This window comes from Pseudomonas sp. NPDC089401, from assembly GCF_044749485.1.
In the GTDB taxonomy this organism is placed as follows: Bacteria; Pseudomonadota; Gammaproteobacteria; order Pseudomonadales; family Pseudomonadaceae; genus Aquipseudomonas.
Map to the genome: position 1 here is coordinate 177,718 of NZ_JBIVIA010000001.1, position 26,315 is coordinate 204,032.

Genomic DNA, 26,315 nt, shown 5'->3' on the forward strand with positions numbered 1-26,315 from the left:
TTTGTTCTATTTGGCAGAGCGAGAGTGGATGTGAGCAAACGAGCCTTTAACTTCTGCGCAGGCCCTGCCGCGCTTCCTGACGCTGTGTTGCAGCGTGCCCAGGCCGAAATGCTGGACTGGAACGGCAAGGGCTTGTCGGTGATGGAAATGAGCCATCGCAGCGACGACTACGTGGCCATCGCCGAGAAGGCCGAGCAGGACCTGCGTGACCTGCTGTCCGTCCCCTCCAACTACAAGGTCCTGTTCCTGCAGGGTGGCGCCAGCCAGCAGTTCGCCGAGATCCCGCTGAACCTGCTGCCGGAAAACGCCACCGCCGACTACGTCGAGACCGGTATCTGGTCGAAGAAGGCCATCGAGGAAGCGCGCCGCTTCGGCAGCATCAACGTCGCTGCCAGCGCCAAGCCTTACGACTACCTGGCCATCCCGGGCCAGAACGAGTGGAAGCTGACCAAGAACGCCGCCTACGTCCACTACGCATCCAACGAGACCATCGGTGGCCTGCAGTTCGACTGGGTGCCGGAAACCGGTGATGTGCCGCTGGTGGTCGACATGTCTTCCGACATCCTCTCGCGCCCGATCGACGTCTCCCAGTACGGCCTGATCTACGCCGGCGCGCAGAAGAACATCGGCCCGAGCGGCCTGGTGGTGGTGATCGTCCGCGAAGACCTGCTCGGCCGCGCCCGCAGCAGCTGCCCGACCATGCTCGACTACAAGGTCTCGGCCGACAACGGCTCGATGTACAACACCCCGGCCACCTATTCCTGGTACCTCTCGGGCCTGGTGTTCGAGTGGCTCAAGGAGCAGGGTGGCGTCGACGCCATGGAGCAGCGCAACCGGGCCAAGAAGGACCGCCTGTACGGCTTCATCGATGCCAGCGATTTCTACACCAACCCGATCGCGCACAATGCCCGTTCGTGGATGAACGTCCCGTTCCGCCTGGCCGACGAGCGCCTGGACAAGGCCTTCCTGGCCGGTGCCGACGCCCGCGGCCTGCTCAACCTCAAGGGCCACCGTTCGGTCGGCGGCATGCGTGCCTCGATCTACAACGCCCTGGGCCTGGAAGCGGTGGAAGCCCTGGTGGCCTACATGGCCGAATTCGAGAAGGAGCACGGCTGATGTCCGAACAGGAACTCAAAGCCCTGCGCGTTCGCATCGACAGCCTCGACGAGAAGATCCTCGAGCTGATCAGTGACCGCGCCCGCTGCGCCGAAGAAGTGGCGCGGGTCAAGACTGCCTCGCTGGCCGAAGGCGAAAAGCCGGTGTTCTATCGTCCCGAGCGTGAAGCCGCGGTGCTCAAGCGCGTGATGGAGCGCAACAAGGGCCCGCTGGGCAACGAAGAGATGGCGCGGCTGTTCCGCGAGATCATGTCTTCCTGCCTGGCCCTGGAAGAGCCGCTCAAGGTCGCCTACCTCGGCCCTGAAGGTACCTTCACCCAGGCGGCGGCCATGAAGCACTTCGGCCACGCCGTGGTCAGCCGCCCGATGGCGGCCATCGACGAAGTGTTCCGCGAAGTGGCGGCCGGTGCCGTCAACTTCGGTGTGGTGCCGGTGGAAAACTCCACCGAAGGCGCTGTCAGCCACACCCTCGACAGCTTCCTCGAGCACGACATGGTGATCTGCGGTGAAGTCGAACTGCGCATTCACCACCACCTGCTGGTGGGCGAAAGCACCAAGACCAACAGCATCACCCGCATCTACTCCCACGCCCAGTCGCTGGCCCAGTGCCGCAAGTGGCTGGACGCGCACTACCCGAATGTGGAGCGTGTTGCGGTGTCCAGCAACGCCGAAGCCGCCAAGCGGGTCAAGGGCGAGTGGAACTCGGCGGCGATCGCCGGCGACATGGCGGCCAGCCTGTATGGCCTGACCCGCCTGGCCGAGAAGATCGAGGACCGCCCGGACAACTCCACGCGCTTCCTGATGATCGGTCAGCAGGAAGTGCCGCCGACCGGCGACGACAAGACCTCGATCATCGTTTCGATGAGCAACAAGCCGGGTGCGTTGCACGAGCTGCTGGTGCCGTTCCACGAGAATGGCATCGACCTGACCCGCATCGAGACCCGTCCGTCGCGCAGCGGCAAGTGGACCTATGTGTTCTTCATCGACTTCGTTGGCCATCACCGTGACCCGCTGATCAAGGCGGTGCTGGAGAAGATCAGCCAAGAGGCCGTGGCGCTGAAGGTGCTGGGTTCCTATCCGAAGGCGGTGCTTTGATTTGAGATTGCTGGGGCCGCTTTGCGGCCCATCGCGGCTAAAGCCGCTCCTACAGGTTTCGTGTATCCCTGTAGGAGCGGCTTCAGCCGCGATGGGGCGCGAAGCGGCCCCAACGATCCAACAGAACTGCCAAGATTCCAGAACAGGGTTCGCACCAGTGGTAAATGCAGCAAACACCAAACCCGCGCCAATCATCGACCGCCTGGTGGTGGTCGGCCTCGGCCTGATCGGCGGCTCGTTCGCCAAGGGCCTGCGTGAAAGCGGCCTGTGCCGCGAAGTGGTCGGCGTCGACCTGGACGCCCCGTCGCGCAAGCTGGCCGTGGACCTGGGCGTGGTCGATCGCTGCGAAGCCGACCTCGCCGCCGCCTGTGTCGGCGCCGACGTGATCCAGCTCGCCGTGCCGATCCTGGCCATGGAAAAGGTCCTGGCCCGCCTGGCCCAGCTTGACCTCGGCAATGCGATCATCACCGACGTCGGCAGTGCCAAGGGCAATGTCGTGCGTGAGGCGCGGGCCGTCTTTGGTCAGCGCCTGCCGCGCTTCGTGCCCGGCCACCCGATCGCCGGTTCCGAGCAGAGCGGGGTAGAGGCCGCCAACGCCACCCTGTTCCGCCGTCACAAGGTCATCCTCACGCCGCTGGAAGAGACCGACCCGGCCGCCCTGGCCCTGGTCGACCGCTTGTGGCGCGCGCTGGATGCCGATGTCGAGCACATGCCGGTGGAGCGCCATGACGAAGTTCTGGCCGCCACCAGTCACCTGCCGCACCTGCTGGCTTTCGGCCTGGTCGATTCGTTGGCCAAGCGCAATGAAAACCTCGACATCTTCCGGTACGCTGCGGGAGGTTTCCGCGATTTCACAAGAATCGCCGGCAGCGACCCGACCATGTGGCACGACATCTTCCTCGCCAATCGCGAGGCGGTCCTGCGCACCCTGGACACATTTCGCAGCGACCTCGACGCCTTGCGCGACGCGGTCGATGCTGGGGACGGGCATCAGCTGCTGGGGGTCTTCACCCGCGCACGCGTTGCCCGCGAGCATTTCAGTAAAATCCTGGCCCGCCGGGCCTATGTGGACGCTATGAACGCCAACGATCTGATTTTCCTGGCCCAACCGGGTGGCCGCCTGAGCGGGCGAATCCGCGTACCGGGCGACAAGTCGATTTCCCACCGTTCGATCATGCTCGGCTCGCTGGCCGAAGGCACGACCGAAGTCGAAGGCTTCCTCGAAGGCGAGGACGCCCTGGCGACCCTGCAGGCCTTCCGTGACATGGGGGTGGTCATCGAAGGCCCGAACCACGGTCGCGTGACCATCCATGGCGTCGGCCTGCACGGCCTCAAGCCGCCGCCCGGCCCGCTGTACGTCGGCAACTCCGGGACCTCGATGCGTCTGCTGTCGGGCCTGCTGGCCGGCCAGTCGTTCGACGTCACCATGACCGGTGATGCCTCGCTGTCCAAGCGCCCGATGAACCGCGTGGCCAACCCGCTGCGGGAAATGGGCGCCGTGGTCGAGACCGGCCCGGACGGCCGCCCGCCGCTGACCATCCGTGGTGGCAGCAAGCTGAAGGCGCTGACCTACACGCTGCCGATGGCCAGTGCCCAGGTCAAATCGTGCCTGCTGCTGGCCGGTCTGTATGCCGAAGGCAAGACCACCGTCACCGAGCCTGCGCCGACCCGTGACCACACCGAGCGCATGCTGCGCGGCTTCGGCTATGCGGTCGAGACCAACGGCCCGGTGGCTTCGCTGCAATCCGGCGGCAAGCTGAGCGCGACCCGCATCGAAGTGCCGGCGGACATTTCCTCCGCGGCGTTCTTCCTGGTGGCCGCGTCGATCGCCGAAGGCTCGGAGCTGGTCCTCGAGCACGTCGGCATCAACCCGACCCGTACCGGCGTGATCGACATCCTGCGCTTGATGGGCGGCGACATCACCCTGGAAAACCAGCGTGAAGTCGGCGGCGAGCCGGTGGCCGACCTGCGCGTGCGCGGCGCCAAGCTGAAGGGCATCGACATCCCTGAAGAGCTGGTGCCACTGGCCATCGACGAGTTCCCGGTGCTGTTCGTCGCCGCGGCCTGCGCCGAAGGGCGTACCGTGCTGCGTGGCGCCGAAGAGCTGCGGGTGAAGGAATCCGACCGCATCCAGGTCATGGCCGACGGCCTGATCACCCTGGGTGTGAAGTGCGAGCCGACCCCGGACGGCATCATCATCGATGGCGGCCAGATCGGCGGCGGCGAAGTGCATGGTCACGGTGACCACCGCATCGCCATGGCCTTCAGCGTCGCCTCGCTGCGCGCCAGCGCGCCGATCCGCATCCATGACTGCGCCAACGTCGCCACCTCGTTCCCGAACTTCCTCAAACTGTGCGCCGACGTCGGTATCCGCGTCGCCGAAGAGGGGGCAGCGTGAATACCCAGGCTCCGGTCATCACCATCGACGGCCCAAGCGGCTCGGGCAAGGGCACGGTTGCCGGGCTGCTGGCGCGCGAGCTGGGCTGGCACCTGCTGGACTCCGGTGCGCTGTACCGTTTGCTGGCCTTCAATGCCAGCAACCACGGCGTCGACCTGACCAACGAAGAGCTGCTGACCAAGCTTGCCGCCCATCTGGATGTGCAGTTCATCGCCGCCCAGCCCGGTAAGCTTCAGCAAACCATCCTCGAAGGTGAGGACGTCAGCCAGGTCATTCGTACCGAAACCGTCGGCGCCGGTGCGTCGATGGTCGCTTCGCTGCCGGCGGTGCGCGATGCGCTGCTGGAGCGTCAGCGGGCGTTCCGTGAAATGCCGGGCCTGATCGCCGATGGCCGCGACATGGGGACCGTGGTGTTCCCGGACGCGCCACTCAAGGTGTTCCTCACTGCCAGCGCCGAGGAGCGTGCCCGTCGCCGCTACCTGCAGTTGAAGGGCAAGGGTGAAGATGTTAGTCTGTCGAGTCTGCTAGATGAGATTCGTGCGCGCGACGAGCGTGACACCCAGCGTGCAGTGGCCCCGCTGAAACCAGCGGCCGATGCCATTCAGCTGGACTCCACCGAGTTGTCCATCGAGCAGGTGCTGCAACGTATCAGGAGCGAGCTCGCTCAGCGCGACTTGCTTTGATAGCCAGGAGAGCAGGCAGGTTCACCAGTCAACGTCCTGCCGGTTTTCCTTTACTTAAAACAGACCCACATTGTCTGGAATGTGGCGAGGGGCGTATGTTTCGCCCGAATCTACAGGAATTAAAATGAGCGAAAGCTTTGCAGAACTCTTTGAAGAAAGCCTGAAAACCCTCAATCTTCAGCCGGGTGCCATCATCTCCGGTATCGTTGTCGACATCGACGGCGACTGGGTTACCGTACACGCTGGCCTGAAGTCCGAGGGCGTCATCCCGCTCGAGCAGTTCTACAACGAAGCTGGCGAGCTGACCATCAAGGTCGGTGACGAAGTTCACGTTGCGCTGGACGCGGTCGAAGACGGCTTTGGCGAAACCAAGCTGTCCCGTGAAAAAGCCAAGCGCGCCGAGTGCTGGATTGTTCTGGAAGCAGCTTTCGCCGCCGAAGAAGTGGTCAAGGGCGTTATCAACGGTAAGGTTAAGGGCGGCTTCACTGTCGACGTTAACGGCATCCGTGCGTTCCTGCCGGGCTCCCTGGTTGATGTCCGCCCAGTGCGCGACACCACCCACCTGGAAGGCAAAGAGCTGGAATTCAAGGTCATCAAGCTGGACCAGAAGCGCAACAACGTTGTCGTTTCCCGTCGCAGCGTGCTGGAAGCCGAGAACTCCGCCGAGCGCGAAGCCCTGCTGGAAACCCTGCAGGAAGGCCAGCAAGTCAAAGGTATCGTCAAGAACCTCACCGACTACGGCGCATTCGTGGACCTGGGCGGCATCGACGGCCTGCTGCACATCACCGACATGGCCTGGAAGCGCATCAAGCACCCTTCGGAAATCGTTAACGTTGGCGACGAAGTCGACGTACGCGTTCTGAAGTTCGACCGCGAGCGCAACCGCGTTTCGCTGGGTCTGAAGCAGATGGGCGAAGATCCGTGGGTAGCTATCACTGCCCGTTACCCAGAAGGTACTCGCGTACAGGCTCGCGTGACCAACCTGACCGACTACGGCTGCTTCGCTGAGCTGGAAGAAGGCGTTGAAGGTCTGGTACACGTTTCCGAAATGGACTGGACCAACAAGAACATCCACCCGTCGAAAGTCGTTCAGGTTGGCGACGAAGTGGAAGTCATGGTTCTGGACATCGACGAAGAGCGTCGTCGTATCTCCCTGGGCATCAAGCAGTGCAAGTCCAACCCATGGGAAGACTTCTCCGGCCAGTTCAACAAGGGTGACAAGATCACCGGTACCATCAAGTCGATCACCGACTTCGGTATCTTCATCGGCCTGGACGGCGGCATCGACGGTCTGGTTCACCTGTCCGACATCTCCTGGAACGAAACCGGCGAAGAAGCCGTGCGTCGCTTCAAGAAGGGCGACGAACTGGAAACCGTCATCCTGTCGGTTGACCCAGAGCGCGAGCGCATCTCCCTGGGCATCAAGCAGCTGGAAGACGATCCGTTCTCCAACTTCGTTGCTGTCAACGACAAGGGCGCTATCGTCAAGGGCATCGTGAAAGAAGTTGACGCCAAAGGCGCCATCGTCACCCTGGCCGACGACATCGAAGCCACTCTGAAAGCTTCCGAAATCAGCCGTGACCGCGTTGAAGACGCGCGTAACGTCCTGAAGGAAGGCGAAGAGATCGAAGCCAAGATCATCAGCGTTGACCGCAAATCGCGCGTCATCAGCCTGTCGATCAAGTCGAAAGACGACGCTGAAGAGCGTGAAGCCATCCAGAGCCTGAAAAACGCTCCGGAAGCGGCTGCCGACACCACCATGGCCGCGCTGCTGCGCGAAGCTATGGCCAAGCAGAACTGAGTTCTGTTTGATCGGTAAAAAAGGGTGGCCTTCGGGCCACCCTTTTTTTTGCCCGTATTTCCGTTCCCGCCTTGCAGTAGGGTTTTTTCTTATTTCCTTACACGCCATTCTTGAATTTTTTTATTAAGTCAAGAACCGCCCTGTTCAAAACCCTCCGAGCGTGCTACAACCTGATTAAGCAATGATCTAGCTGCTTGATAACGAAGGGAAAAATATGACGAAGTCGGAGCTGATCGAACGTATTGTCACCCATCAGGGGCTGCTCTCGTCCAAGGACGTGGAGTTGGCCATCAAGACCATGCTTGAACAGATGTCCCAATGCCTGGCCACCGGTGATCGCATCGAGATCCGCGGCTTTGGCAGTTTCTCCCTGCACTATCGGGCGCCACGGGTAGGCCGCAATCCCAAGACCGGCCAGTCGGTGGAGCTTGAAGGCAAGTTCGTGCCGCATTTCAAACCGGGCAAAGAGCTGCGTGACCGGGTTAACGAAGAAGAAGAGCACGAGCACCCTTGAGCGATGAAGGAGCAGTCTGATGCGTAACCTCAAGCGCGCCCTGGCGGCGTTGTTCGTGCTGCTGCTGGCGGCTGTGGTGCTGTTCTTCGTGCTGGAGAACCAGCAGGCAGTGGCGCTGGTGCTGTTCGGTTGGTCGGCGCCGGCGATGCCTGTGGCCGTGCCGGTGATCGCGGCGCTGGTCGTGGGCCTGGCGGTAGGGCCGTTGCTGGGTGCTTATGGTGTTCAGCGTAGCAAGCGCAAGATTCGAGCGTCGGCGCGGCAGGCGGCTTTGAACGGTAATTGATGAAAGTTCCTGCAGCACAGTAGGAAAGCATCACCTGTGCACGGCTCGGCCAAAATGGGGTAATAGCTGTTTCCATTTCTGACCCTGGCGAGCGTGCACTCAATGAGTTTCCCCAGCCTTACCCACCATGGTGGCGTCCGTGGTGTAACCGGATCTTGCCACCAATTACACCTCGATGCGGCCACGAGCCTGCTGGTGGACTGTGGCCTGGAACAAGGTCCTGATACTCGTCCAGGCACTGAGTTTGCGCCTGTCGAATTTGATGTCGCCGGCATACAGGCGCTGGTCGTCAGCCATGTCCACCTCGACCATGTCGGCCGCATTCCGGCCTTGCTGGCTGCCGGCTTCCGGGGGCCGATCCTGTGCAGCGAGCCCTCCGCCAAGTTGTTACCCCTGGTGCTGGAAGATGCCTACAGGCTGGGTATCAGCACCGATGCGGTGCAGGTTGACCGTTACCTGGCGCTACTGCAGCGGCTGATCGTGGCCGTGCCGTTCGATCATTGGCACCCTGTTGTCGAAGGGGTGGGTGTCAGTTGTGCCGTGCGCTTGCGGCGCGCCGGCCATCTGCTCGGTTCGGCCTATGTAGAATGTGACTTGCGTTACCCGGGCCCGGAAAACAGCACCCGAGTGGTGTTCTCGGGCGATCTGGGCGCGCCCTGCAATCCATTGTTGCGGGCACCGCAGCCGCCAGAGCGCGCCGATATCCTGGTATTGGAAAGCACCTACGGGGACCGGCTGCACGCAGGCCGCAGCGATCGTCTGGCGCGCTTGGATGCAGCCATCGATCGCGCCCTGGCCGACGGTGGCACCCTGCTGATTCCGGCATTCAGCCTGGGGCGTACCCAGGAGCTGCTGTATGAGCTCGAAGATATCCTGCACCGCAAGCAACTGTCCAAGGGGGCTGAAGCCTTGGCTGACCCACTGCAGTTCACGGACTGGTCGCGCTTGCCCATCATCCTTGATTCGCCACTGGCGCAGCGTATCACCCGGGTCTACGGCGAGCTGCATGCATTCTGGAATGACGCTGCCCGGCAACGTCTGGGCGAGGGCAGGGCCTCACTCGGGTTTGGGCAGCTGTTGAGCGTCGATACCCATGCCAGGCACCAGCAGGTCGTGAACTACCTGAAAAGCACTGGCCGGCCGGCGATCGTCATTGCCGGCAACGGCATGTGCTCAGGCGGGCGCATCGTCAACTACCTCAAGGCCATGCTGGGTGATCCGCGCCATGAGGTAATGTTCGTCGGTTACCAGGCCAAGGGAACGCCCGGCGCGGTAATCCAGGCCAGCGAAGGGGCAGGGGGGTTCGTTCAGATCGACCTGGATGGGCGAATGTACGAGATCCGGGCAAAAGTGCTGTCGATGGGCGGCTATTCGGGGCATGCCGATCAGGCGGGCTTGGTAAATTTTGTCGAGGGTATCCCGTTTGCACCAGAGAAGATTATCTTGGTGCACGGTGAGCCAAGGGCGAAGGTGGCCTTGAAACAGGCATTGGCACTCCGACTTGGGCTGTTGAACCGACCGACGGATATTATTATTGCCCAACAGGCCGCTCTTAACTGAACAACGACAAACATTGCTGTCTCATAACCGCCATGAAGTGTTTCATGGCGGTTACAGGTGCTGGCAATTTGCCCGTCTTTGCCCGGCGAGGCCACGATTGATGGTCTTTCCACCACCAAGCTACAGAGAAAAATCTCTGGTATTCTACTGGCCGAAGCTTGCGTCTGAGCCTATGGATGGCCAGGGAATTAACACGCTGGGCGCGTAAATAAGCGCTGTCGCGGCTGTCGCGGCAGCGGTCGGATTTAAGACACATGCAGGTTCCCTGAAGTTTGAAACTTCAAGTGGCCGTTAAGGACTCGATTATGGAATTGATCCCGGTAATTCTCTCCGGTGGCGTTGGCAGCCGTTTGTGGCCCGTGTCTCGTGAGGCTCACCCAAAGCCCTTCATGACCCTGCCGGACGGGCAAAACCTGATCCAGAAGACGTTCCAGCGCGCCGCGCGCCTGGATGGTGTGGTTGAAGTGCTGACCGTCACCAACCGTGAGCTCCTTTTCAAGACCGAAGACGAATACCGCAGCGTCAACGTCCAAGGCCATGCACAGGGCTACATCCTCGAGCCGTTTGGCCGCAACACCGCCGCCGCAGTAGCCGCCGCCGCACTGCAACTGCAGCAGAGCCATGGGGCGCAGGCCTACATGCTGGTCCTGGCCGCCGACCACCTGATCCAGGACGAGAGCGCCTTCGCCGATGCCGTCGGCAAGGCCGTACACCTGGCCGAGCAGGGTTGGCTGGTGACCTTCGGCATCAAGCCGCAGTACCCGGAAACCGGTTTCGGCTACATTGAGGCTGCCGCTGCCGGCAAACTCGAAGGTGGCCTCAAGGTCGAGCGTTTCGTCGAAAAACCCGATCAGAAAACCGCTGAATCCTATGTTGCTGCCGGCAATTACTTCTGGAACGCCGGCATGTTCTGCTTCCAGGTCGGCGCCGTCATCGAGGAATTCAAGGCACATGCTCCAGATGTGCTCAAGGCCGTCGAGCACACCCTGCAAACCTCCCGTCGTGCCACCTCGAAAGGTTACAGCTGCCTTTCCCTGGATGCCGACAGCTTCGCCCAGGTGCCGGACATTTCCATCGACTATGCGCTCATGGAGCGTTCGCGCAAGGTGGCGACCATTCCGTGCGACATCGGCTGGAGCGACATTGGCTCGTGGAACGCCGTCAGTGAACTGACTCCGCCAGATGAGCACGGCAACCGCTTCGAAGGCGAAGTGATGGCCTACGCTGCAAGCAACAACTATGTCAGCACCGAAGACCGCCTGGCGGCCCTGGTCGGTGTGCAGGACCTGTTGGTGGTCGATACCCCGGACGCACTGCTGATCGCCCACAAGGATCACGCCCAGGACGTCAAACACATCGTCAAGCGCCTCAAGAGCGACGGCCACTCCGCCCACATGCTGCACCAGACCGTGCATCGTCCATGGGGCACCTACACCACCCTGGAGGACGGCGAGCGCTTCAAGATCAAGCGTATCGTGGTCAAGCCCAAAGCCTCGCTGTCGCTGCAGATGCATCACCACCGCAGTGAACACTGGATCGTGGTCAGCGGCATGGCCGTGGTGGTCAACGATGACCAGGAGCTGATGCTCAACACCAACGAATCCACCTTCATTCGTGCCGGCCACAAGCACCGTTTGCAAAATCCAGGTGTCATAGACCTGGTCCTGATCGAAGTGCAGAGCGGCGATTACCTCGGCGAAGACGACATCGTCCGCTTCGAGGATAAATACGGTCGTTGCGACGCCTGAAGCCAGGCCATTTTCCGTCGGCCCGTGAGCGCCTCTTCGAGGCTGCGGGCCGATGCGCGTTCGGCAATCCATTCGCCGTTCATCCCCTTCCCGTCGGTGCACGCGCAGGCGTCACCGAACCGAGAGAGATGTATGTACACACCTATCCAAACCCGCTGCTTCAAAGCCTATGACATCCGTGGCCAAGTGCCTGCCGACCTCAACGACGACATCGCCTACCGCATCGGCCGCGCTCTGGTGGCCCAGCTTGGCGGAAGCCGCTACGTGGTTGGCCGCGACATGCGTCTGGAAAGCCCCGGCCTGTCCCGTGCCCTGATGAAAGGCCTGACCGAAGGCGGCGCTGATGTCATCGACATCGGCCTGTGCGGCACCGAAGAAGTATATTTCGCCACCAGCCACTACCAGGCGGACGGCGGCATCATGGTCACCGCCAGCCACAACCCAAAGGGTTACAACGGCATGAAACTGGTGCGCGAGCAGTCGCGCCCGATCAGCGGTGACACCGGCCTCAATGACATTCGCCAACGCGTCGAAGCCGGCGACCTGGGTACTCAGGCCGCTACCCCGGGCAGCATTCGCGAAGCGTTCGACAAGACCGCGTACATCGACCACCTGCTGACCTACATCGACCTGGCCGCGCTGAAGCCGCTGAAAGTGCTGGCCGACCCCGGCAATGGCGCCGTTGGTCCGGTGCTGGAACTGCTCAAGGCACGCCTGCCGCTGGCCATCACCATCATCAACGGTGAGCCTGACGGCAACTTCCCCAACGGCATCCCCAACCCGCTGCTGCCGGAAAACCGCGACCTCACCCGTCGGGCGGTGCTCGACACCGGTGCCGACATGGGGATTGCCTTCGATGGCGATTTCGACCGCTGCTTCTTCTTCGACAACCAGGGGCGCTTCATCGAGGGCTACTACGTGGTCGGCCTGCTGGCCGAGATGCTGCTGGCCAAACACCCGCGCAGCAAGATCATCCACGATCCGCGGCTGACCTGGAACACCATCGAGCAAGTCGGCGCTGCCGGCGGCCAGGCCATCCAGAGCAAGACCGGCCACGCCTTCATCAAAGAGCGCATGCGCGCCGAAGACGCCGTGTACGGTGGCGAAATGAGCGCCCACCATTACTTCCGCGATTTCGCCTACTGCGACAGCGGCAATATTCCCTGGCTGCTCGTCGCCGCGCTGATGAGCGTCACCGGCAAGAGCCTGGCCCAGCTGGTGGACGAGCGCATCGCGGCGTTCCCTTGCAGCGGCGAGATCAACTACGAAGTGGCCGATGTGAAAGGCACCATCGAGAAGATCCTGGCTTTCTACCTGCCGCACAACCCGAGTGTCGACCGCACCGATGGCATCAGCGTCGAGTTCGCCGACTGGCGCTTCAGCCTGCGTGGGTCTAACACCGAGCCACTGTTGCGCCTTAACGTCGAGAGTCGTGGTGATGAAGCGCTGGTTGCGCTTCGAGTCGATGAAATTGCCCGTATGATTCAAGGCTGACACCTTAAATCGGAAAGCGCATCACCCACTGCCCTCACCCATTGCAGGTGAGGGCAGCATCGAGAGTGATTTACCCCGTCGGTTGCTACAACGCCTTGAACAGCTGCTGCGCACTCTCTTCCCAAGTCATCCAGGGCATGCCTTCAGATTTTGGGTGTGCTGCTTCAGCATGCAGGCCCAGCCAGTCTGCAAGTTGAGAAGAAAGATCGACACCCTGTTCGGCTTTGAAATAGAAGGCGTGAGCGCCTGCTACCTCGCGAAACACCGGTATGTCACGCACGATCAGAGGCAGTTTATATTGCGCTGCTTCGATAAGTGGTAACCCGAACCCTTCCCCAAGCGATGCTGCAATCAATGCATCGGCGTGTTCATAGAGCGCACACAGATGATCATCATCAACGCCCTGGAACCAAAACAGCCGCTTGCCTTTCTCGGGATGGTTGTTGAGGCGCTCGACAAGCGCTTCGACCATCCAGCCTTGTTTCCCTACAATCAGCAGATTTACATCGTGTTGCTTTGCCCAGAGCGCTTCGAAGGCATCCAGTACCTGAGCATGCCCTTTACGGGGCTCAAGCGTACCTACCATCAAGAACGAGGTGCGGCTACCCAGATCAGACAACGCTGCTCGAGTTGCTGAAGCTGACGGTTGGGTGAGGCGTGGTTCGTTGATATCCGCGCCGAGATGGAACCAAGACAGTGAATACGGTCGTTTCGACGGTTGTCGATTCGCGCTGAGCCATTCGGCCATCTCATCTGCGACGGCTTTCGATATACAGATTGCACCGTCAGCCTGGGAGACAGTCTCCAGCCATTGATCAACAACATCAGATGCACCGGGTGGGAAACACTCGGAGAGTTTCTTCAGAAGCAGGTCGTACACTACGAATTGTACTTTCACACCACGTCGGCGCATTTGTGCGAGTGCAGAGCGCTGCCGAGGAACTACGACAGGTTGTAGGTCGAGCCCGATGAAATGGTCGCCATTGTGGTAAACCACTGGCTCATCAGCGAGGAGGCTGCCAGGACAGCCCATGAAGCCCAGGGTAAAATGCCTGGCGTAGCGATAGCCGTCCTCGTGCTCGGTTGCGTAAACCGGTTCAACCCGATAGTTGCCAGGTGGGTTTTTCAGCCAGATCTGCAGGATGTTTCGAACGACCCGCTGGATACCGCTTTTGGCGTCACGGTTGACCAGTTCGGAAATGTCCACCAGCAACTGATGTTTCGAGATGCTGGGTTTCAAACTTTGATCGATCGATGTGGCAACGGCTACTGAACTCTCAATGGAGAAGGTCGTTTTATCCCGCGTGGCGATTGAGGAAACGACTTCGGCCGTGGAGTGGAACGAGTCTGTATGGAAGCGTTCGATTGCCTTGTGGTAAAGAGCCGCACAGGCTCGGGGCGAGTGTTGAATATGTATCAGCTTCTGCCCCTCTGCTCCAATTCGCTCGCGCGCAGGCGAATCGCTGCGCAATAGAACCAGCGCCTCGGTCAGTTCTTCGTTGCTAAACGCATCGGGCAGCTTAATCAGGCTGGTATCTGGAATGTCGGACATGCTGCCGTTGGCATTGACGATAGTGGCGATGCCGTAATTGAGGCAATCCAATACGGCCGCCGAAGTTTCGCCTCGGGACAACGTGCGAAGTTGCACGGCGGCATCGGCAGCTTCCAGATACGACTTGAAGGTGTCTGCATCCGCCCAGCCTGTGATCTTGATACGGTTGCGGCAGCCGCTTGCATTGATACGCTTCAGTAGATTATCGCCAAACTCACCGTCGCTATTTTGCCCTACATAAACCAGGTAGCAGTTTTTGTCTTTGGACAGCGGGGAATCCAGCCACGCCTCGAGCAGGCGATCATTCAACTTGGAAGGGCCCAGCAGTCCATAGCTGCAGACGACGAAATCGTGTTTGGAGAAACCAAGCTTGCTCCTGGATTCCGCACGTTTGCGAAGGGTAGGGTAGTGCGGGGTGCGCAAAAGAGGGATTTCAGCCCACTTCAGCCCGGAATTTTCGCCATACCACTGTTGGGCCAAGCGGATCGAGTAGTGCGAATGTACAATGATGCCTTCAGCTTGCTGAAGAACCCCAAGGTTGCACGAGTACTTCCAGACAGCATCGGCAGTGTCTGCGCCGAGTAGACGATCGCTGACTGCCCGGTAGCCATGCCCATGGTAAAGTGCCCGGACCCAGAAGCCTGGCAGTCCTTGATGGACTTCCATATTGGCGACGACGCCCGATAAGAAGAAGTCGTGCAACACCACCGTGCCAGGGATCTTCTCGATCAACTGGAACATGTGACTGTGGAAAGTCGAGTTTCCAAAGTGGTAGATCACGCGATCGAACAAGTGCGCGTTGGCTTCGAACCAAGCGACCGAGCGTAGGTTGTAATTGACACCGACGTCGGCTGGAGAAGCCGAGTCTTGTGCCACAATCACATCAATTTGGTAGTGGGCCGCGAGCTCTGGAAGCAATTCGGCGCTGTAGTCACTGATGCCGCTTCGCGCAGGTGGCAGTGGCGACACATAGGCCAGCCGTGGTTGCCGGGGTGCGCCAGGCAGCGTGGAAGTAGCCCGGAGCTGCAAGATTGCCTTGTGTACGGCCCCCACAGCTGTAATTGCAGTCTGGTCCCAACTGAATGAAGCAGCTTGAACGACTGCCGATTCAGTCAAACGCGTGCGCAAAGCCTCATTGGTGAGCACTTCCTCGAGCTTCGCGGTGATCGAATGAAGATCGAAGGGATCGAACAGCGCTTCCGGGTTACCTAGCACTTCGGGCAAGCTCGAGGTATTCGAAGCGATAACCGGTTTTGCGCAGGCCATCGCTTCCAGAGCGGGGAGGCCGAACCCTTCGTGCAAGGATGGGAAAATGAACAGCTTGCAAGCGTTGTAAAGGGCGAGGAGGTCGTCATCGCTGACATATCCGGTAATGCATACATCGGACTTGTTCAGGCCATTCGTTTTAGCCAGTGCCAGGAGCCGGTCGCGCTCTTCCGGCTGAACCTTGCAAACGATGACCAGCTGATGCTGTGTGCGGATCTCTGCTGGCAGATTTGCGTAGGCAATGATCAACCCGTCAATGTTTTTCCTGGGGTCGATGCCGCCGGTGTACATGACGAAGTCTCGGGCAATCGCCAGCCGTTGCAGGAGCTCGGTCGGTGGTTGCGTGTTGGCGATCGGCCGATAATGCTCAGTGTCGATTGCCGTTGAGATGTTGACGACCTGATCGGGAGCGAAGCCCAGATAGCGGAGGGCTTCCGAACGCGATGAGTTCGAGATGGCCAGCAACAGATCAGCACGGCGCAAATGCTTGAGCTTGCTTTCATACCATTGACGCACTGGCAGGGCGCTCAGATAGGTCTCTGGATTGATGAGAGGAATCAGATCGTAAACGATCGCCGCAGTTGGAATGGTCGAATTCAAACACTTTATGCTTGTCACGGCATCGTCAACCAGGCCTTCGAAAAGGCTGGTAATGAGGACCAGATCCGGATCCAGGCTGGCAATGAAGGCCTCCCTGACCAGTTCGGCTGCCTGACGACCCCACAAGTTATCGGCGTTCAGCGAGGCCACATTCGCATTGGGCACCCATGTATGGATATGGCTATCCGGAAGCAATCCATGCAGGGCTTCGCGAATGTCATCAATGGATTCACCGAACAAGGCATTCAGAACAATGAAAACTTCGATTTCGCCACGGTGCTTGATGAAGGCCTTGGTGAACGACAACGCATAGCGGCCAATACCCCGGGTTCTGTTTTCTGCCTGTGCACCTTGCAGGTCAATGACGACACGCATCAATTCGCATCCTTGTGTGAAGCGTTGCTGTTGAGGCGATGATAAATAGCCTTGGCATTTTCAGTGAGGTTCGCCGGTGCGGCAGGCACACCGTCAGGAAGGGGAGCTGAATTCGAGTAGGTCGGAACATGCTGCCCCTGGAGCGAAGCGTCTGCTGCTTCCACTCTCAACCGCGTGGCCACTTTCCTTGCATAGGTGTTTAGCGCTGGAATGCGATAAAGAACTTTTTTTGCCAGTTTGATCAAGGTCGGATTCTTGAGTGCTTTTTTCAGGCTTGCTTTAGCTATCCGCTTGGATGTCCGTACCGGGGATGAGAGCAGTGGCCTGGTCATGATGACCGCAAATCTGGCAGGCGCAGTGATTCTCCAGGATGTACTGGTTTTGAGCTTGTTTACATAGTCGTTCAGGTCGTGGATGACCTGGTGATGAGCGTGCGTCGTGCTGTTCAGACTCAGAATATGCTGCTGGCGGTTCTCCGCCTCAGTTTGCCAGTGCTGAACATTCGAGCGCGCCTCTTCGAGTGCCCGCTGCAATTCGTTGTTTTCGAACTGCAACTCTTCAAGTTTTAGAGCCATAACCGAACTCGGTGCGGTTTTTAGTTTGTCAGGAAAGTCGGCTTGATATTTTTCCAGGGCGTTGACCCTTTCCGCGAGCGCGGTGTAGAGCGTTTTGACTGCTCTGGCGCCAGTCGTCATGTCATAGCGACGAGCAAGTTCAGCCATGCTCAGGCCGTAAATTTCAGAGAACGGCCCGTCAAACGGTGTGCTGTCGAGTTCACCCCAGTCCGTTTGGGCAATGATCGCGTAGTCTGGGCTAGTCCCACCGATGACATCCATCAGCGAAAGCGATTCCGTCGTTGCCAAGGCAGGGTTTTCCTGCAAGCGAAGGATTTTCGAGCGTTGGAATCCGCTGAACTTCACAAGGAAATCAAGAAGCAAATGTGGAATCGGGCGTTCGTGTGTGGGGTCAAGATAGAAGTTTTGAGTCGCGACTATCAGGTTTTCCGAATTGGGAGTTTCGAGTATCAGAAGCCCACCTGGCTTGAGTACCCGATGTGCTTCCGCTACCAACGTTTTCAAGCTATCGAATGGGATATGCTCGGCAATGTGGAAGCCCGTCATGACGCAGAGGGAGTCGCTGGGGATAGTCTGCAGATAAGACAGAGCGTCTGCTTTTTCAGCGGGAAGATTGCGAGCCTTGCAGGCTTCCAGCATTCCCTCATCCATATCGACACCCGTGGCATTGAAGCCATTTTCCATCAAGGTTTCCAGCCACTCTCCACGACCACAGCCTACATCGAGTGCCTGGGCGTCCGGATAAAGATCGAGCAATGGCCGGATGAAGGGCAGGTAGATTTGCAGGCGTTGCTTTATCGTGTCGCGGGTGCCGCGGTGTACATCTTCAAATGCACGATAAAACTGAGTCATTGGTTGCACTCCACAGAGGGCTGAATCCAGGCAGATCCAACAAAAGGAACTTTGTCTGCGTTGATGACATTGAATACCAGTGCCAGATCTCGCCATTCATAATTTGCGTTGAGGTGAGTATCTGCGGTATGCAGCGCAACGGCAATCGAGTATGAGCCTACGCCGATATTGGCGTTGAAGGTAAAGGCATACTCAAGCACGGTGCCCGCAGGCAAGGCCGTGAGTTTTCTGTCCAGGTGGTGCGTATTGGTACCGTAGATCGCCTGGCCCAACCGATCCTTGATCATGTAGCCCACCACCAGTTCGGGGATCGCCTGATTGATATCGACATTTATCTTCAGGCATACCGTCTGGCCAACAGTGACAAATTCAACAGGCTCGTCAGCCTCATTATAGAGTGCGAGGCTGCCAACCGTTGCTTCGCCGGAGCCAGACCTTGTTTGTGTGCTCCCATCTTCCAGCTTGTGTACGACAACCGTGGCATTTTCTTTCTCAGAGATGATTGCATTGTAAAAATCCATCACCTCCTCTGGCGCCCCGTCCTTGATCACTGTACCGCCTTCGATCAAAAGGACACGGTCACACAGCGCTTGGATCGAACTGCGATCGTGAGAGACTATCAGCAAGGTAGTTCCTTGCTCCTGGAACTCGCGAATCCGGTCGAAGCTCTTGTGTTGGAAGTAGCTATCGCCCACGGAAAGCGCCTCATCGACAATGAGGATTTCGGGGCGTTTGGCTGTTGCAACCGCAAATGCCACTCGCATCTGCATGCCGCTGGAATAAGTCCGTACTGCCTGATCAAAGTATTCGCCGACTTCAGCGAACGATTCGATAGCAGGCATCAACTGCTCGATTTCTTCGGCGCCGAACCCCATCAAGCCGGCGGCATGATGGACGTTCTGACGACCTGTCAGCTCCGGGTTGAAGCCCATGCCAAGCTCCAGGATCGCGGCAATCCGGCCGTTGACTCGTACCTCGCCCGTGGAGGGCTGCAGCGTTCCGGTCAGCATCTTGAGTAACGTGGATTTACCAGCACCGTTTTGACCAACGATACCGATCGCTTCGCCAGCATTGATTTCAAAGTTGATATGTTTGAGCACCCAGTGCTCTTCGCGGGGCTTGCTCGGCAAACCCAGCCAGCGACCAATGCGCTGCCATTCGCTTGTGTAGGTGCGGTAGGCCTTGCCAAGATCCTTGGCGCTGAGAAGACTCATAGCGCATCCACCATTTCCGGGGCCGCACGGCGGAACAGAAAGAGGCTGAACGCCAGAAGCAGAAGTGTAACGCCCAGGGTTACGGCAACCTGCGAAATATCGGGCACGACGTTATAAACGAAAACGTCGTGGTAAGCGCTGACAATCGGGAACATGGGGTTGTAGGCAATGAGGGATTTGAGCTCATTGGGTATGATCGTGATGGGATAAACGATAGGCGTGAACCAGAAAAGTATCTGCAGCACAATGGGTACCACCTGACCGATATCGCGAACGAACACATTCAATACGCCGAGGATCAGGCCCAGGCCGACGGCGAGGGCTGCTACGGTGAGTATCAAGGGAATGGCCCACAGCATCTGCCAGGTTGGCCAATGCCCCAGGCAGATGAAAACGCCCAGCACCGAGAGCAGTAATAGCAAGTTGTTGAGCAAGGCGGAGCCGAGCACAATGAATGGCAGGGTAATTCGCGGGAATTTCATCTTTTTCATCAAGTTGCCATTTTCGATGAATAGCGTAAGGCAGCGGTTGATGATCTCCGCAAAAAGGCTCCAGGCCAACGTGCCTGCCATCAGATACAGGGCATAGGCATATTTGTTATCGATGCCTGGCAGCTTTGCTGCGAGCACGTTGGAAAGAATAAGTGCGTAGATGAGTACGTTTGCCAGTGGATTGATGATCATCCACAAGCCGCCCAGGCTGCTCCGCGAGAACCGTGATACGAATTCATTGCGGATCGAGGTGGCAATGAAGCTGCGATAGCTCAGGAGCCCTCTCAATAATCCAAACATGTGGTCTCCTTGTAGTTCAACTACTGCCAATAAAGCGGATCAGCCATGCGCGGCGAGTTCAGTGATGATGCCGATGGGGGCGTCTGATCGGAAACGCCCGCACCGCGCTGCATGGGTGGTCTATTGCTCAAAACGCATCGATACAAAGCCGATACCAAGTTTACGATCATCGGAGCCCCCCATGACTTTTCGGGGAGAGGTCGGGGAGTACGGAATGAAAGTAATACGCTGCGCGTTTGAGCCTTGGAGGTCGACCTTCAGACGCACTTCTGACGTATCGCCAGTCAATTGAACCGTGTACTCCTTATCGGCCACCTGAATGCGAGTAGGGTGCTCCGCGTTGGATGCGAATGCACGAGCTCTCAATACCAATGTGAACGTCTGAGGTAAGGGGTCAGAGAAATCGAAGGTAACCTCCGGTTTTACTGACCATCGTCCCCAAGGCTCCAGCGGCCAGACGCCTTTGACGTTGGCAATGAACGCCGGCCAACCGTCTTTGGTGAAATCAATGCCATCTTCCAGCGTAGCAGCGTAGCGAATGCCGAGATGGTCAGCATAGTAACCAGACAGCTTCATGATCTGAGCAGTACTGAGGTGTTCCAGTGCTGGATGATCACTGCCGGTAACCTTGAAGAACACCTGGTCACCGCTGCTGCTCACCAGGTCTGGTGCGCGTTGAAGAAGCTCGGTCAACTGAGTGATCAAAGCATCGCCGTTATCGGCATAGCCTCGACGATCAATGTAAATTCCGTCGAAGCCCAGGCGACGAATTACACTCAATTGCTTGCTCGCTGACTCCTTGGCAAGTGCACGATAGAACGCGTCACCATCGCGTCCTTTCATCCCGCCAAAGCTCCAATGAAGCCCTTTCGAGTGGATAACGCCTGCGAGTGCCTGGTAACTCACCATTCCATTGAGCGGCGGCTCTTCAGGAAAGCCGATGTACGGTAATTGATACACTGCTGCGCCAGAAGGCAAAGCGCTTTCGATGGACTGGACAAAGTTCTTGTCGTTTTCGAATTCGCTTTTACGCTGTACGTAGCAGCTTTTGCAGGCCGGTATGGTCTGGTCGAGGAAGCCGAACAACAGTGCTGCCGCAGCAATGGCTGCGACATAACGGGAATGGCGTGGAGCCTTGGCTTTCAGCAGGATCTGCAAGGCGATGAACGTGAATAATACAGTGCTGAAGGCAATGAATACGCTAATTCTGTTCCAGCCCCTGATAGAGGGGGAGATGAACCAGGCGAAAACTGTACCCAGGCCCCCTATGGTACCGAACATGAAAAGTATCAAGGTGATTGCAGCTACAAGGCGTAGGCGCTCGTCATCTGCAGCACCTGTCGGCCTGAACAGCAGAAATAGGAACGTCAGGACGAGCCCTCCAGCACCGATCATGCCGAGTGTCGCAGTGGCATTTTCATTGATCAGCGGGGAACCGTTGTTGTAAGCCTGCGTCAGGTTAGCCAGCGTTGAAGACCGGTGATCCAGTCGAGGCAGCATCAACTGCATCAACTTGAAGCCTAGGTGTTCTGACTGGCCTGGCGACCGTTGAGCCACTTCTTCGTTCGCGCCGTTTTTGAAGGTGTTTATCGCATTGGGCGCGACATTGAAAGCAACCCCGACACCAATGGCGAAGCACAGAAGAATCGACCTTTTCAGGCCATGAAGGTGTTTCGATCTTGCCCAGCTTAACAGGCCTGCGAGGCCAATAATAATTACCCCAAAGACGGCATAATAAACGCCGAATGAGGAGACTATGAGCAGTCCCGCGCTTGGAAGAATTCCTTTTGCGAGGCGCGTTGGCAAATTTTCGTTCCGCGATTGCTGGGTGGTTCGATAAACACTAAGTGCCAAATAGAAGAATACAGGTGCTACAAAATACCACGTGTAAAATAGATGTTGATATTCCAGGCGCAGAAAGTGGAACGGTGTAAAGGTGTAGAGCCCGGCCACCGTCATTGTGAAGCTGCGATTTAGCCCGAATGCACGAGCTGTAATATAACTGGCGACGAAGCAAGTAGGAAACCCGAGCAGGAAGTACAGGTTGAGCCCGCCAACCCAGCCTCCTGTGAGGCCAGAGAGCAGCTTGATGACAAGGTGGTTTCCGGCATCAGCGCCCGGGTAATCTAGAAAATTGGAGCCGAACGGGTATCCGCTTCTGGCATTGTTGAATATCCAGCCCTCATCGACCCGATTAGCCATCCAGGCGTGGAAAATAGAATCGCCATTGTAGCCGAACGGCACTGATAGCTCTGGAATTAATCCGGCAGGTGTACCTGAAGTGATCAGGCTTGCAAGAAAGAACGAGACAATGGCACCGATAAGTATCAGGCGCCAGTCTTCGTTGACAATACTTCGCCAACCCAGATTAGTGGGTGACGGGAAATTGTCTGTTCTGGCATTCAGATTAGGAGAGTTCAAAGCACTTTGTCCGTAGGGTTCAGTCAAAATTCACACGTTCAGCTTCAACCACAAGCGGCATGTTGCGCATCTGCGTATGCACCGAGCCTAAGTACTCGCCGAGCATGCCAAGGAACAGAATCTGTACCGAGCTGAAGAAAAACAGAGAAATCAGCAGCGGCGCGATACCCATCTGGAACGAGTTCCAGAAAATCAGCTTGGCAATCAGGAAGGCGAAAGCCGCCAGCAGACTCAACCCCGCAAGCAGGCCGCCACCCATCACCATCAGGCGCAGCGGCACTTTGGAATGATTGGTGATGCCCAGCATGGCGATGTCGTACAGGGTGTAGAAGTTGTTCTTGGTGATGCCACGCTGGCGGCGTGGTTGCTTGAACGGCACGGTGGCGATCGGGAAGCCGATTTCGCACAGCAGTCCACGGAAATACGGGTACGGGTCGTCGATCTTCTTCAGAATATCCAGCACCGCACGGTCGAACAGGCCGGCACCCGTAGCATTCTGCACCAGCGGCACTTCCGAAATGCGCGTCACGAAGCGGTAATAGGCGCGGCGTACCAGGAACATCACGCGCGACTCTTCGCTCTCTGGTTTGACCGCCATCACGGTCTTGAAGCCTTCTTCCCACTTCTTGACGAACTCTTCGATCATCTCGGGCGGGTCCTGCAAGTCCGAGGCGATCAGCACGGCGCAGTCGCCGTTGACCTGCAGCAGGGCATGGTAAGGCGAGCGGATATGACCAAAGTTGCGGGCGTTGAATATCACCTTGACGCGCTTGTCCTGTGCAGCCAGGGCGCGCAGCTTGGCATGGCTGCCATCGGTCGAACAGTTGTCGATGAATACATGTTCGTAATCGTAATCAAGGCGTGACATGACCTCGACGATGCGCTGGTAAAGCTCATCGATATTGGCTTCTTCGTTGTAGCAGGGAGTCACTATGCTGATCAGCTTACGCATAATTGAAAACGAACCTGTTATTGATGACAAAGGAGAGCAGGGCCATGGGCACGATCAATGCCATGCCGGCCAGGTAGGGGTCGACACCCAGCAGCTTCAGCGCTGCAATGCCTGCCACGTTGGCGCCATAGACCACGCCATATCCGGCCACGAACCTGAGAATCAGCTTGTTGTTCTTCGAGCCGAACACCAGAGACCCGGTGCTTTTGAAGTTGAAGGCAACACCCAGTACGGTGGCCAGCAGCAAGGCCGCGCTGTAGTGCAGGCCCAGGTAGAGAAACCCGGCGAAGCAGCCATAACCGAACGCGGCGTTCAGCACGCCCACTAGCAAGAATCGGAACAGCTTCACCTGCAGCAGCTTGCGCAGCCAGGGAAGCCTCGGGTTAGTGTCTTGCATCGAGCTGCTGCCTGATCTCGCGTACAACGCCGCTGAGCGATGAGTCACCGGGCACATAGCCGAACAACTGCTCCGCGCGCCGGTTGTGGGAATAGTAATGAGCCTTGGGGCCGGTCGCATTGACCCGTGCCTGGTCACCGGCAACGCTGTGTTGCAGGCCGAAGGCATCCTCCAGCGCCGCCAGGAGCTCGAACTTGCCGACCGGTGCAAGGCTGTAGCAGTCGATGGCGGCATTGCAGGCTGGCGCTTGCAAGATGCGGTCGATCAGTTGAAGGAAGTCGGCCGGCGTCAGGTAATCCCGGAGCATGTCGTCCGCAGCCACTTCCAGCACGCTGCCATTGTGCAGCGCACGCAGGATGTCGCTGAGGAAGAAGCGCGCCTGCGGGGCTTGGCGATGGCTGAAGTAGCTGAACACCCGGACATCGACGATCGCGGCCTCGGGCAGCGCACGGTGGCGGCATTCGGCCTGGAATTTGGCCGCGCCATACCAGTCCTGCGGGCGCAGGCCGTTGATCGGGAACACCGCGTGCGAGGCTTCGGTGACCGGTGCGGCGAAGTTGCTGCCATAGGCGGCGCCGCTGCTCAGGTAGATGTAGCGGCAGGCGGGGTGGCTATTCAGGTAGTCCATCGCCAGGTTGTCGTAGTGCTCGGTGACCGTGAAGATTTCCTTGCCCATCCGCACGGCGCGAGCGGGGTCGCCGACGCCGACGAAGTTGATGATCGCGTCGAACTGACAGTCGGCGTCGAAGCCAGCATAGTCGCTGACGGCAAAGCCTTTGCGTGCCGCGATGGCCTGCAGCTCGGTGTCCAGCGCAGCGGGCGAGCGGACGAACAACGTGCAGGCGTAAGCGGTGTGTGCGGCGATGCTGGCGACCAGGTCCTTGGCTATGTGGCTGCTGGCTCCGAGGATCGCCAGCTTCATCGGCCCAGATCCATCAGTGGCGACTGCTCATCGATCGGCCGGCCGAACTCCAGGCGTGGGCGGCATTCGCGGGCGTCGGGCATCAGCACTTCGATCAACATAGGCTTGCCGTTGGCCAAGAACTCGGCCACCGCGGCGTTGAAGGCGGCCAGGTCGATGACGCTGTGCGACGGGATGCCGTACGCCTCGCCCAGGGCCTTGAACTGCGAGGTGTAGCCGTTCCAGTAGGTCGAGGAGTTGCGGCCCTCGAAGTACATTTCCTGGAAGCCACGCACCATGCCCAGCGAGTGGTTGTTCATGACGATGGTCAGGATCGGCAGCTGGTCGCGGGCGATGATGTCCAGTTCCTGGATGTTCAACTGTGCGCCGCCGTCACCGGTGATGACGATGACCGGCTTGTCACCGGCGATGCTCGCCCCGACGGCGGCAGGGATGGCGAAGCCCATGGTGCCCAGGCCGCCGGAGTGGTGCATGGCCTGGTTGGGGCCCAGGCGCAGGGTATGCGCGGCCCACATCTGGTTGTTGCCGACGTCGGCAACGTAGTCCAGGGCGCTGTCAGCGGTCAGTTCGTTGAGGCTGCTGAACAGGGCGAACGGGCTGACGCTCCAGGCCGAGTATTCATCGGCGAACGATTGCGTGAACACCTTGGCCAGGTGCGTGCGCCAGGCCGCCGGTGCCGTTGGCAGCGAAGCGGCATGGCTGATGAAGTCGGCGAACACGCCGTCGAGTTCGGCATGGATCGACTGCTGCGCCTTGACCCGGTTGTCCAGCTGCGCGGCATCCAGGTCGAACTGGATGACCTGCGCATTGGCGGCGAAGGTTTCGGTCTTGGCGCCGGTCTGGCGCACGTCCATACGGCTGCCGAACACCACCAGCAGGTCGCAGTTCTGCACGGCATGGTTGGCGGCGCGGGTGCCATAGGCCCCGAGCATGCCCAGGTAATGCTCGCTGGCGGTGAGCTTTTCAGCGCCCTTGAGGCTGGCGACGTGGGGGATGCCCAGCTTGCCGACCTGGCTCAGCCAGCGATTGAAGTGCGCGCAGTTGACGGCGCCGCCGCCAATCAGGAACAGCGGCTTCTGCGCCTTGGCCAGCGCGGCCCAGACCTCGCTGTAGGAGGGCTGGGGTTCGGCCACGGGGGCCGCGAGGCTGGCTTTGATCAATTGGTCCAGCAACGCCTCATCGATTTCGGCGCGCTGGATGTCCATGGGGATGTCCAGCAGGACCGGCCCCGGACGGCCTTCTCGCGCGATACGCAGCGCTTTGAGCAGGCTCGGAATGAGTTCGTCGACGTGGGTGACCTGGTGTGCGTACTTGGTGATGCTGCTCACCAGGGCCACGCTGTCGAGTTCCTGGAAGCCCTGCTGGCGGATAGGGCGGTCGCCCTTGAGCTCGTGGGTGTTCACCTGCCCGGTGAGGAACACGCACGGATGGCTATCCAGCCAGCAGTCGGCAATGCCAGTGATCAGGTTGGTGGCGCCTGGGCCGCTCGTGCCCAGTGCCACGCCCATGACCTTGTGGTGGGTCGCACGGGCGACCGCAGATGCAGCGAAGGCCGCGCCTTGCTCATGGTGCATGGATACCAACTTGGTCTTGCCGAGCAAGTTAATACTGTCCACCAGATGGGCGATCATTCCACCGATGAGCTCAAAACCATAGAGGACGTTGTAGTCCGCCAGAACTTTTGCCACTGCATCTGAAGCTTTCATA

At 58.9% G+C, this 26,315-nt stretch carries 19 protein-coding genes; 10 read left to right on the forward strand and 9 right to left on the reverse strand.

Features of this window, described 5'->3' with window-relative positions:
• Positions 1–30 precede the first annotated feature (30 nt).
• The 10 genes from serC (at position 31) to ACIP21_RS00870 (ending at position 12,691) form a co-directional block, all read left to right on the forward strand.
• Positions 31–1,116: a 3-phosphoserine/phosphohydroxythreonine transaminase gene (gene serC / locus ACIP21_RS00825; RefSeq protein WP_400682861.1), complete on the forward strand. Its 1,086-nt coding sequence runs from the start codon at positions 31–33 to the stop codon at positions 1,114–1,116.
• Positions 1,116–2,210, forward strand: coding sequence for a prephenate dehydratase (pheA, locus tag ACIP21_RS00830; RefSeq protein ID WP_400682864.1), 1,095 nt, complete (start codon positions 1,116–1,118; stop codon positions 2,208–2,210). Before serC ends, pheA begins: the two co-directional genes overlap by 1 nt.
• Positions 2,211–2,367: 157 nt before the next feature.
• The gene (locus ACIP21_RS00835) at positions 2,368–4,608 is read left to right on the forward strand and encodes a bifunctional prephenate dehydrogenase/3-phosphoshikimate 1-carboxyvinyltransferase (protein WP_400682867.1); all 2,241 of its coding nucleotides are present in this window, start codon (positions 2,368–2,370) and stop codon (positions 4,606–4,608) included.
• Entirely contained in the window at positions 4,605–5,291 is a 687-nt protein-coding gene (gene cmk / locus ACIP21_RS00840; protein WP_400682869.1) for a (d)CMP kinase, read from the forward strand. The genes ACIP21_RS00835 and cmk overlap by 4 nt, the downstream gene beginning before the upstream one ends.
• 124 nt (positions 5,292–5,415) lie before the next feature.
• Entirely contained in the window at positions 5,416–7,092 is a 1,677-nt protein-coding gene (gene rpsA, locus ACIP21_RS00845; RefSeq protein ID WP_012313291.1) for a 30S ribosomal protein S1, read from the forward strand.
• A 214-nt stretch (positions 7,093–7,306) separates the two neighbouring features.
• Entirely contained in the window at positions 7,307–7,606 is a 300-nt protein-coding gene (gene ihfB / locus ACIP21_RS00850) for an integration host factor subunit beta (RefSeq protein ID WP_400682872.1), read from the forward strand.
• Positions 7,607–7,625: 19 nt separating this feature from the next.
• Entirely contained in the window at positions 7,626–7,889 is a 264-nt protein-coding gene (locus tag ACIP21_RS00855; RefSeq protein ID WP_400682874.1) for a lipopolysaccharide assembly protein LapA domain-containing protein, read from the forward strand.
• A 102-nt stretch (positions 7,890–7,991) separates the two neighbouring features.
• Positions 7,992–9,449, forward strand: coding sequence for an MBL fold metallo-hydrolase RNA specificity domain-containing protein (locus tag ACIP21_RS00860; RefSeq protein ID WP_400682877.1), 1,458 nt, complete (start codon positions 7,992–7,994; stop codon positions 9,447–9,449).
• A gap of 305 nt (positions 9,450–9,754) precedes the next feature.
• Positions 9,755–11,197: a mannose-1-phosphate guanylyltransferase/mannose-6-phosphate isomerase gene (locus tag ACIP21_RS00865; RefSeq protein WP_400682879.1), complete on the forward strand. Its 1,443-nt coding sequence runs from the start codon at positions 9,755–9,757 to the stop codon at positions 11,195–11,197.
• 132 nt (positions 11,198–11,329) lie between these two features.
• On the forward strand, positions 11,330–12,691 hold the full coding sequence (locus tag ACIP21_RS00870) for a phosphomannomutase (protein ID WP_400682882.1): 1,362 nt from the start codon (positions 11,330–11,332) through the stop codon (positions 12,689–12,691).
• Positions 12,692–12,776: 85 nt separating this feature from the next.
• Here the strand turns inward: ACIP21_RS00870 and ACIP21_RS00875 are convergent, their stop codons facing one another.
• The 9 genes from ACIP21_RS00875 to ACIP21_RS00915 form a co-directional block, all read right to left on the reverse strand.
• Positions 12,777–16,484 carry a glycosyltransferase gene (locus tag ACIP21_RS00875; RefSeq protein ID WP_400682884.1) on the reverse strand — a complete coding sequence of 1,236 codons (3,708 nt, stop codon included), beginning with the start codon at positions 16,482–16,484 and terminating at the stop codon, positions 12,777–12,779.
• Positions 16,484–17,911, reverse strand: a complete 1,428-nt coding sequence (locus tag ACIP21_RS00880; RefSeq protein WP_400682887.1) for a class I SAM-dependent methyltransferase — start codon at positions 17,909–17,911, stop codon at positions 16,484–16,486. Before ACIP21_RS00880 ends, ACIP21_RS00875 begins: the two co-directional genes overlap by 1 nt.
• Entirely contained in the window at positions 17,908–19,125 is a 1,218-nt protein-coding gene (locus ACIP21_RS00885; protein WP_400682890.1) for an ABC transporter ATP-binding protein, read from the reverse strand. Before ACIP21_RS00885 ends, ACIP21_RS00880 begins: the two co-directional genes overlap by 4 nt.
• Positions 19,122–19,916, reverse strand: a complete 795-nt coding sequence (locus ACIP21_RS00890) for an ABC transporter permease (protein ID WP_400682892.1) — start codon at positions 19,914–19,916, stop codon at positions 19,122–19,124. Before ACIP21_RS00890 ends, ACIP21_RS00885 begins: the two co-directional genes overlap by 4 nt.
• Before the next feature lie 120 nt (positions 19,917–20,036).
• Positions 20,037–22,364, reverse strand: a complete 2,328-nt coding sequence (locus tag ACIP21_RS00895) for a DUF7024 domain-containing protein (RefSeq protein WP_400682893.1) — start codon at positions 22,362–22,364, stop codon at positions 20,037–20,039.
• Positions 22,357–23,289 carry a glycosyltransferase family 2 protein gene (locus ACIP21_RS00900; protein WP_400682896.1) on the reverse strand — a complete coding sequence of 311 codons (933 nt, stop codon included), beginning with the start codon at positions 23,287–23,289 and terminating at the stop codon, positions 22,357–22,359. Before ACIP21_RS00900 ends, ACIP21_RS00895 begins: the two co-directional genes overlap by 8 nt.
• Positions 23,282–23,686 carry a GtrA family protein gene (locus tag ACIP21_RS00905; protein ID WP_400682897.1) on the reverse strand — a complete coding sequence of 135 codons (405 nt, stop codon included), beginning with the start codon at positions 23,684–23,686 and terminating at the stop codon, positions 23,282–23,284. Before ACIP21_RS00905 ends, ACIP21_RS00900 begins: the two co-directional genes overlap by 8 nt.
• A complete protein-coding gene (locus ACIP21_RS00910) occupies positions 23,673–24,608 on the reverse strand; it encodes an NAD-dependent epimerase/dehydratase family protein (RefSeq protein ID WP_400682899.1) in 936 nt (311 codons plus the stop codon). The genes ACIP21_RS00905 and ACIP21_RS00910 overlap by 14 nt, the downstream gene beginning before the upstream one ends.
• Entirely contained in the window at positions 24,605–26,314 is a 1,710-nt protein-coding gene (locus ACIP21_RS00915; protein ID WP_400682901.1) for a thiamine pyrophosphate-binding protein, read from the reverse strand. The genes ACIP21_RS00910 and ACIP21_RS00915 overlap by 4 nt, the downstream gene beginning before the upstream one ends.
• Between the last annotated feature and the right edge of the window lies 1 nt (position 26,315).

Excerpts from the sequence above, each read along its gene's own strand:
- ACIP21_RS00880 (WP_400682887.1), bottom strand. The coding sequence starts at position 17,911 with ATGACTCAGTTTTATCGTGCATTTGAAGATGTACACCGCGGCACCCGC.
- ACIP21_RS00885 (WP_400682890.1), bottom strand. The coding sequence starts at position 19,125 with ATGAGTCTTCTCAGCGCCAAGGATCTTGGCAAGGCCTACCGCACCTAC.
- ACIP21_RS00915 (WP_400682901.1), bottom strand. The coding sequence starts at position 26,314 with ATGAAAGCTTCAGATGCAGTGGCAAAAGTTCTGGCGGACTACAACGTC.
- pheA (WP_400682864.1), top strand. The coding sequence starts at position 1,116 with ATGTCCGAACAGGAACTCAAAGCCCTGCGCGTTCGCATCGACAGCCTC.
- ACIP21_RS00875 (WP_400682884.1), bottom strand. The coding sequence starts at position 16,484 with ATGCGTGTCGTCATTGACCTGCAAGGTGCACAGGCAGAAAACAGAACC.
- ACIP21_RS00870 (WP_400682882.1), top strand. The coding sequence starts at position 11,330 with ATGTACACACCTATCCAAACCCGCTGCTTCAAAGCCTATGACATCCGT.
- rpsA (WP_012313291.1), top strand. The coding sequence starts at position 5,416 with ATGAGCGAAAGCTTTGCAGAACTCTTTGAAGAAAGCCTGAAAACCCTC.
- ACIP21_RS00865 (WP_400682879.1), top strand. The coding sequence starts at position 9,755 with ATGGAATTGATCCCGGTAATTCTCTCCGGTGGCGTTGGCAGCCGTTTG.
- ACIP21_RS00860 (WP_400682877.1), top strand. The coding sequence starts at position 7,992 with ATGAGTTTCCCCAGCCTTACCCACCATGGTGGCGTCCGTGGTGTAACC.
- ACIP21_RS00905 (WP_400682897.1), bottom strand. The coding sequence starts at position 23,686 with ATGCAAGACACTAACCCGAGGCTTCCCTGGCTGCGCAAGCTGCTGCAG.
- ACIP21_RS00900 (WP_400682896.1), bottom strand. The coding sequence starts at position 23,289 with ATGCGTAAGCTGATCAGCATAGTGACTCCCTGCTACAACGAAGAAGCC.
- ACIP21_RS00890 (WP_400682892.1), bottom strand. The coding sequence starts at position 19,916 with ATGTTTGGATTATTGAGAGGGCTCCTGAGCTATCGCAGCTTCATTGCC.
- ACIP21_RS00910 (WP_400682899.1), bottom strand. The coding sequence starts at position 24,608 with ATGAAGCTGGCGATCCTCGGAGCCAGCAGCCACATAGCCAAGGACCTG.
- ihfB (WP_400682872.1), top strand. The coding sequence starts at position 7,307 with ATGACGAAGTCGGAGCTGATCGAACGTATTGTCACCCATCAGGGGCTG.
- ACIP21_RS00855 (WP_400682874.1), top strand. The coding sequence starts at position 7,626 with ATGCGTAACCTCAAGCGCGCCCTGGCGGCGTTGTTCGTGCTGCTGCTG.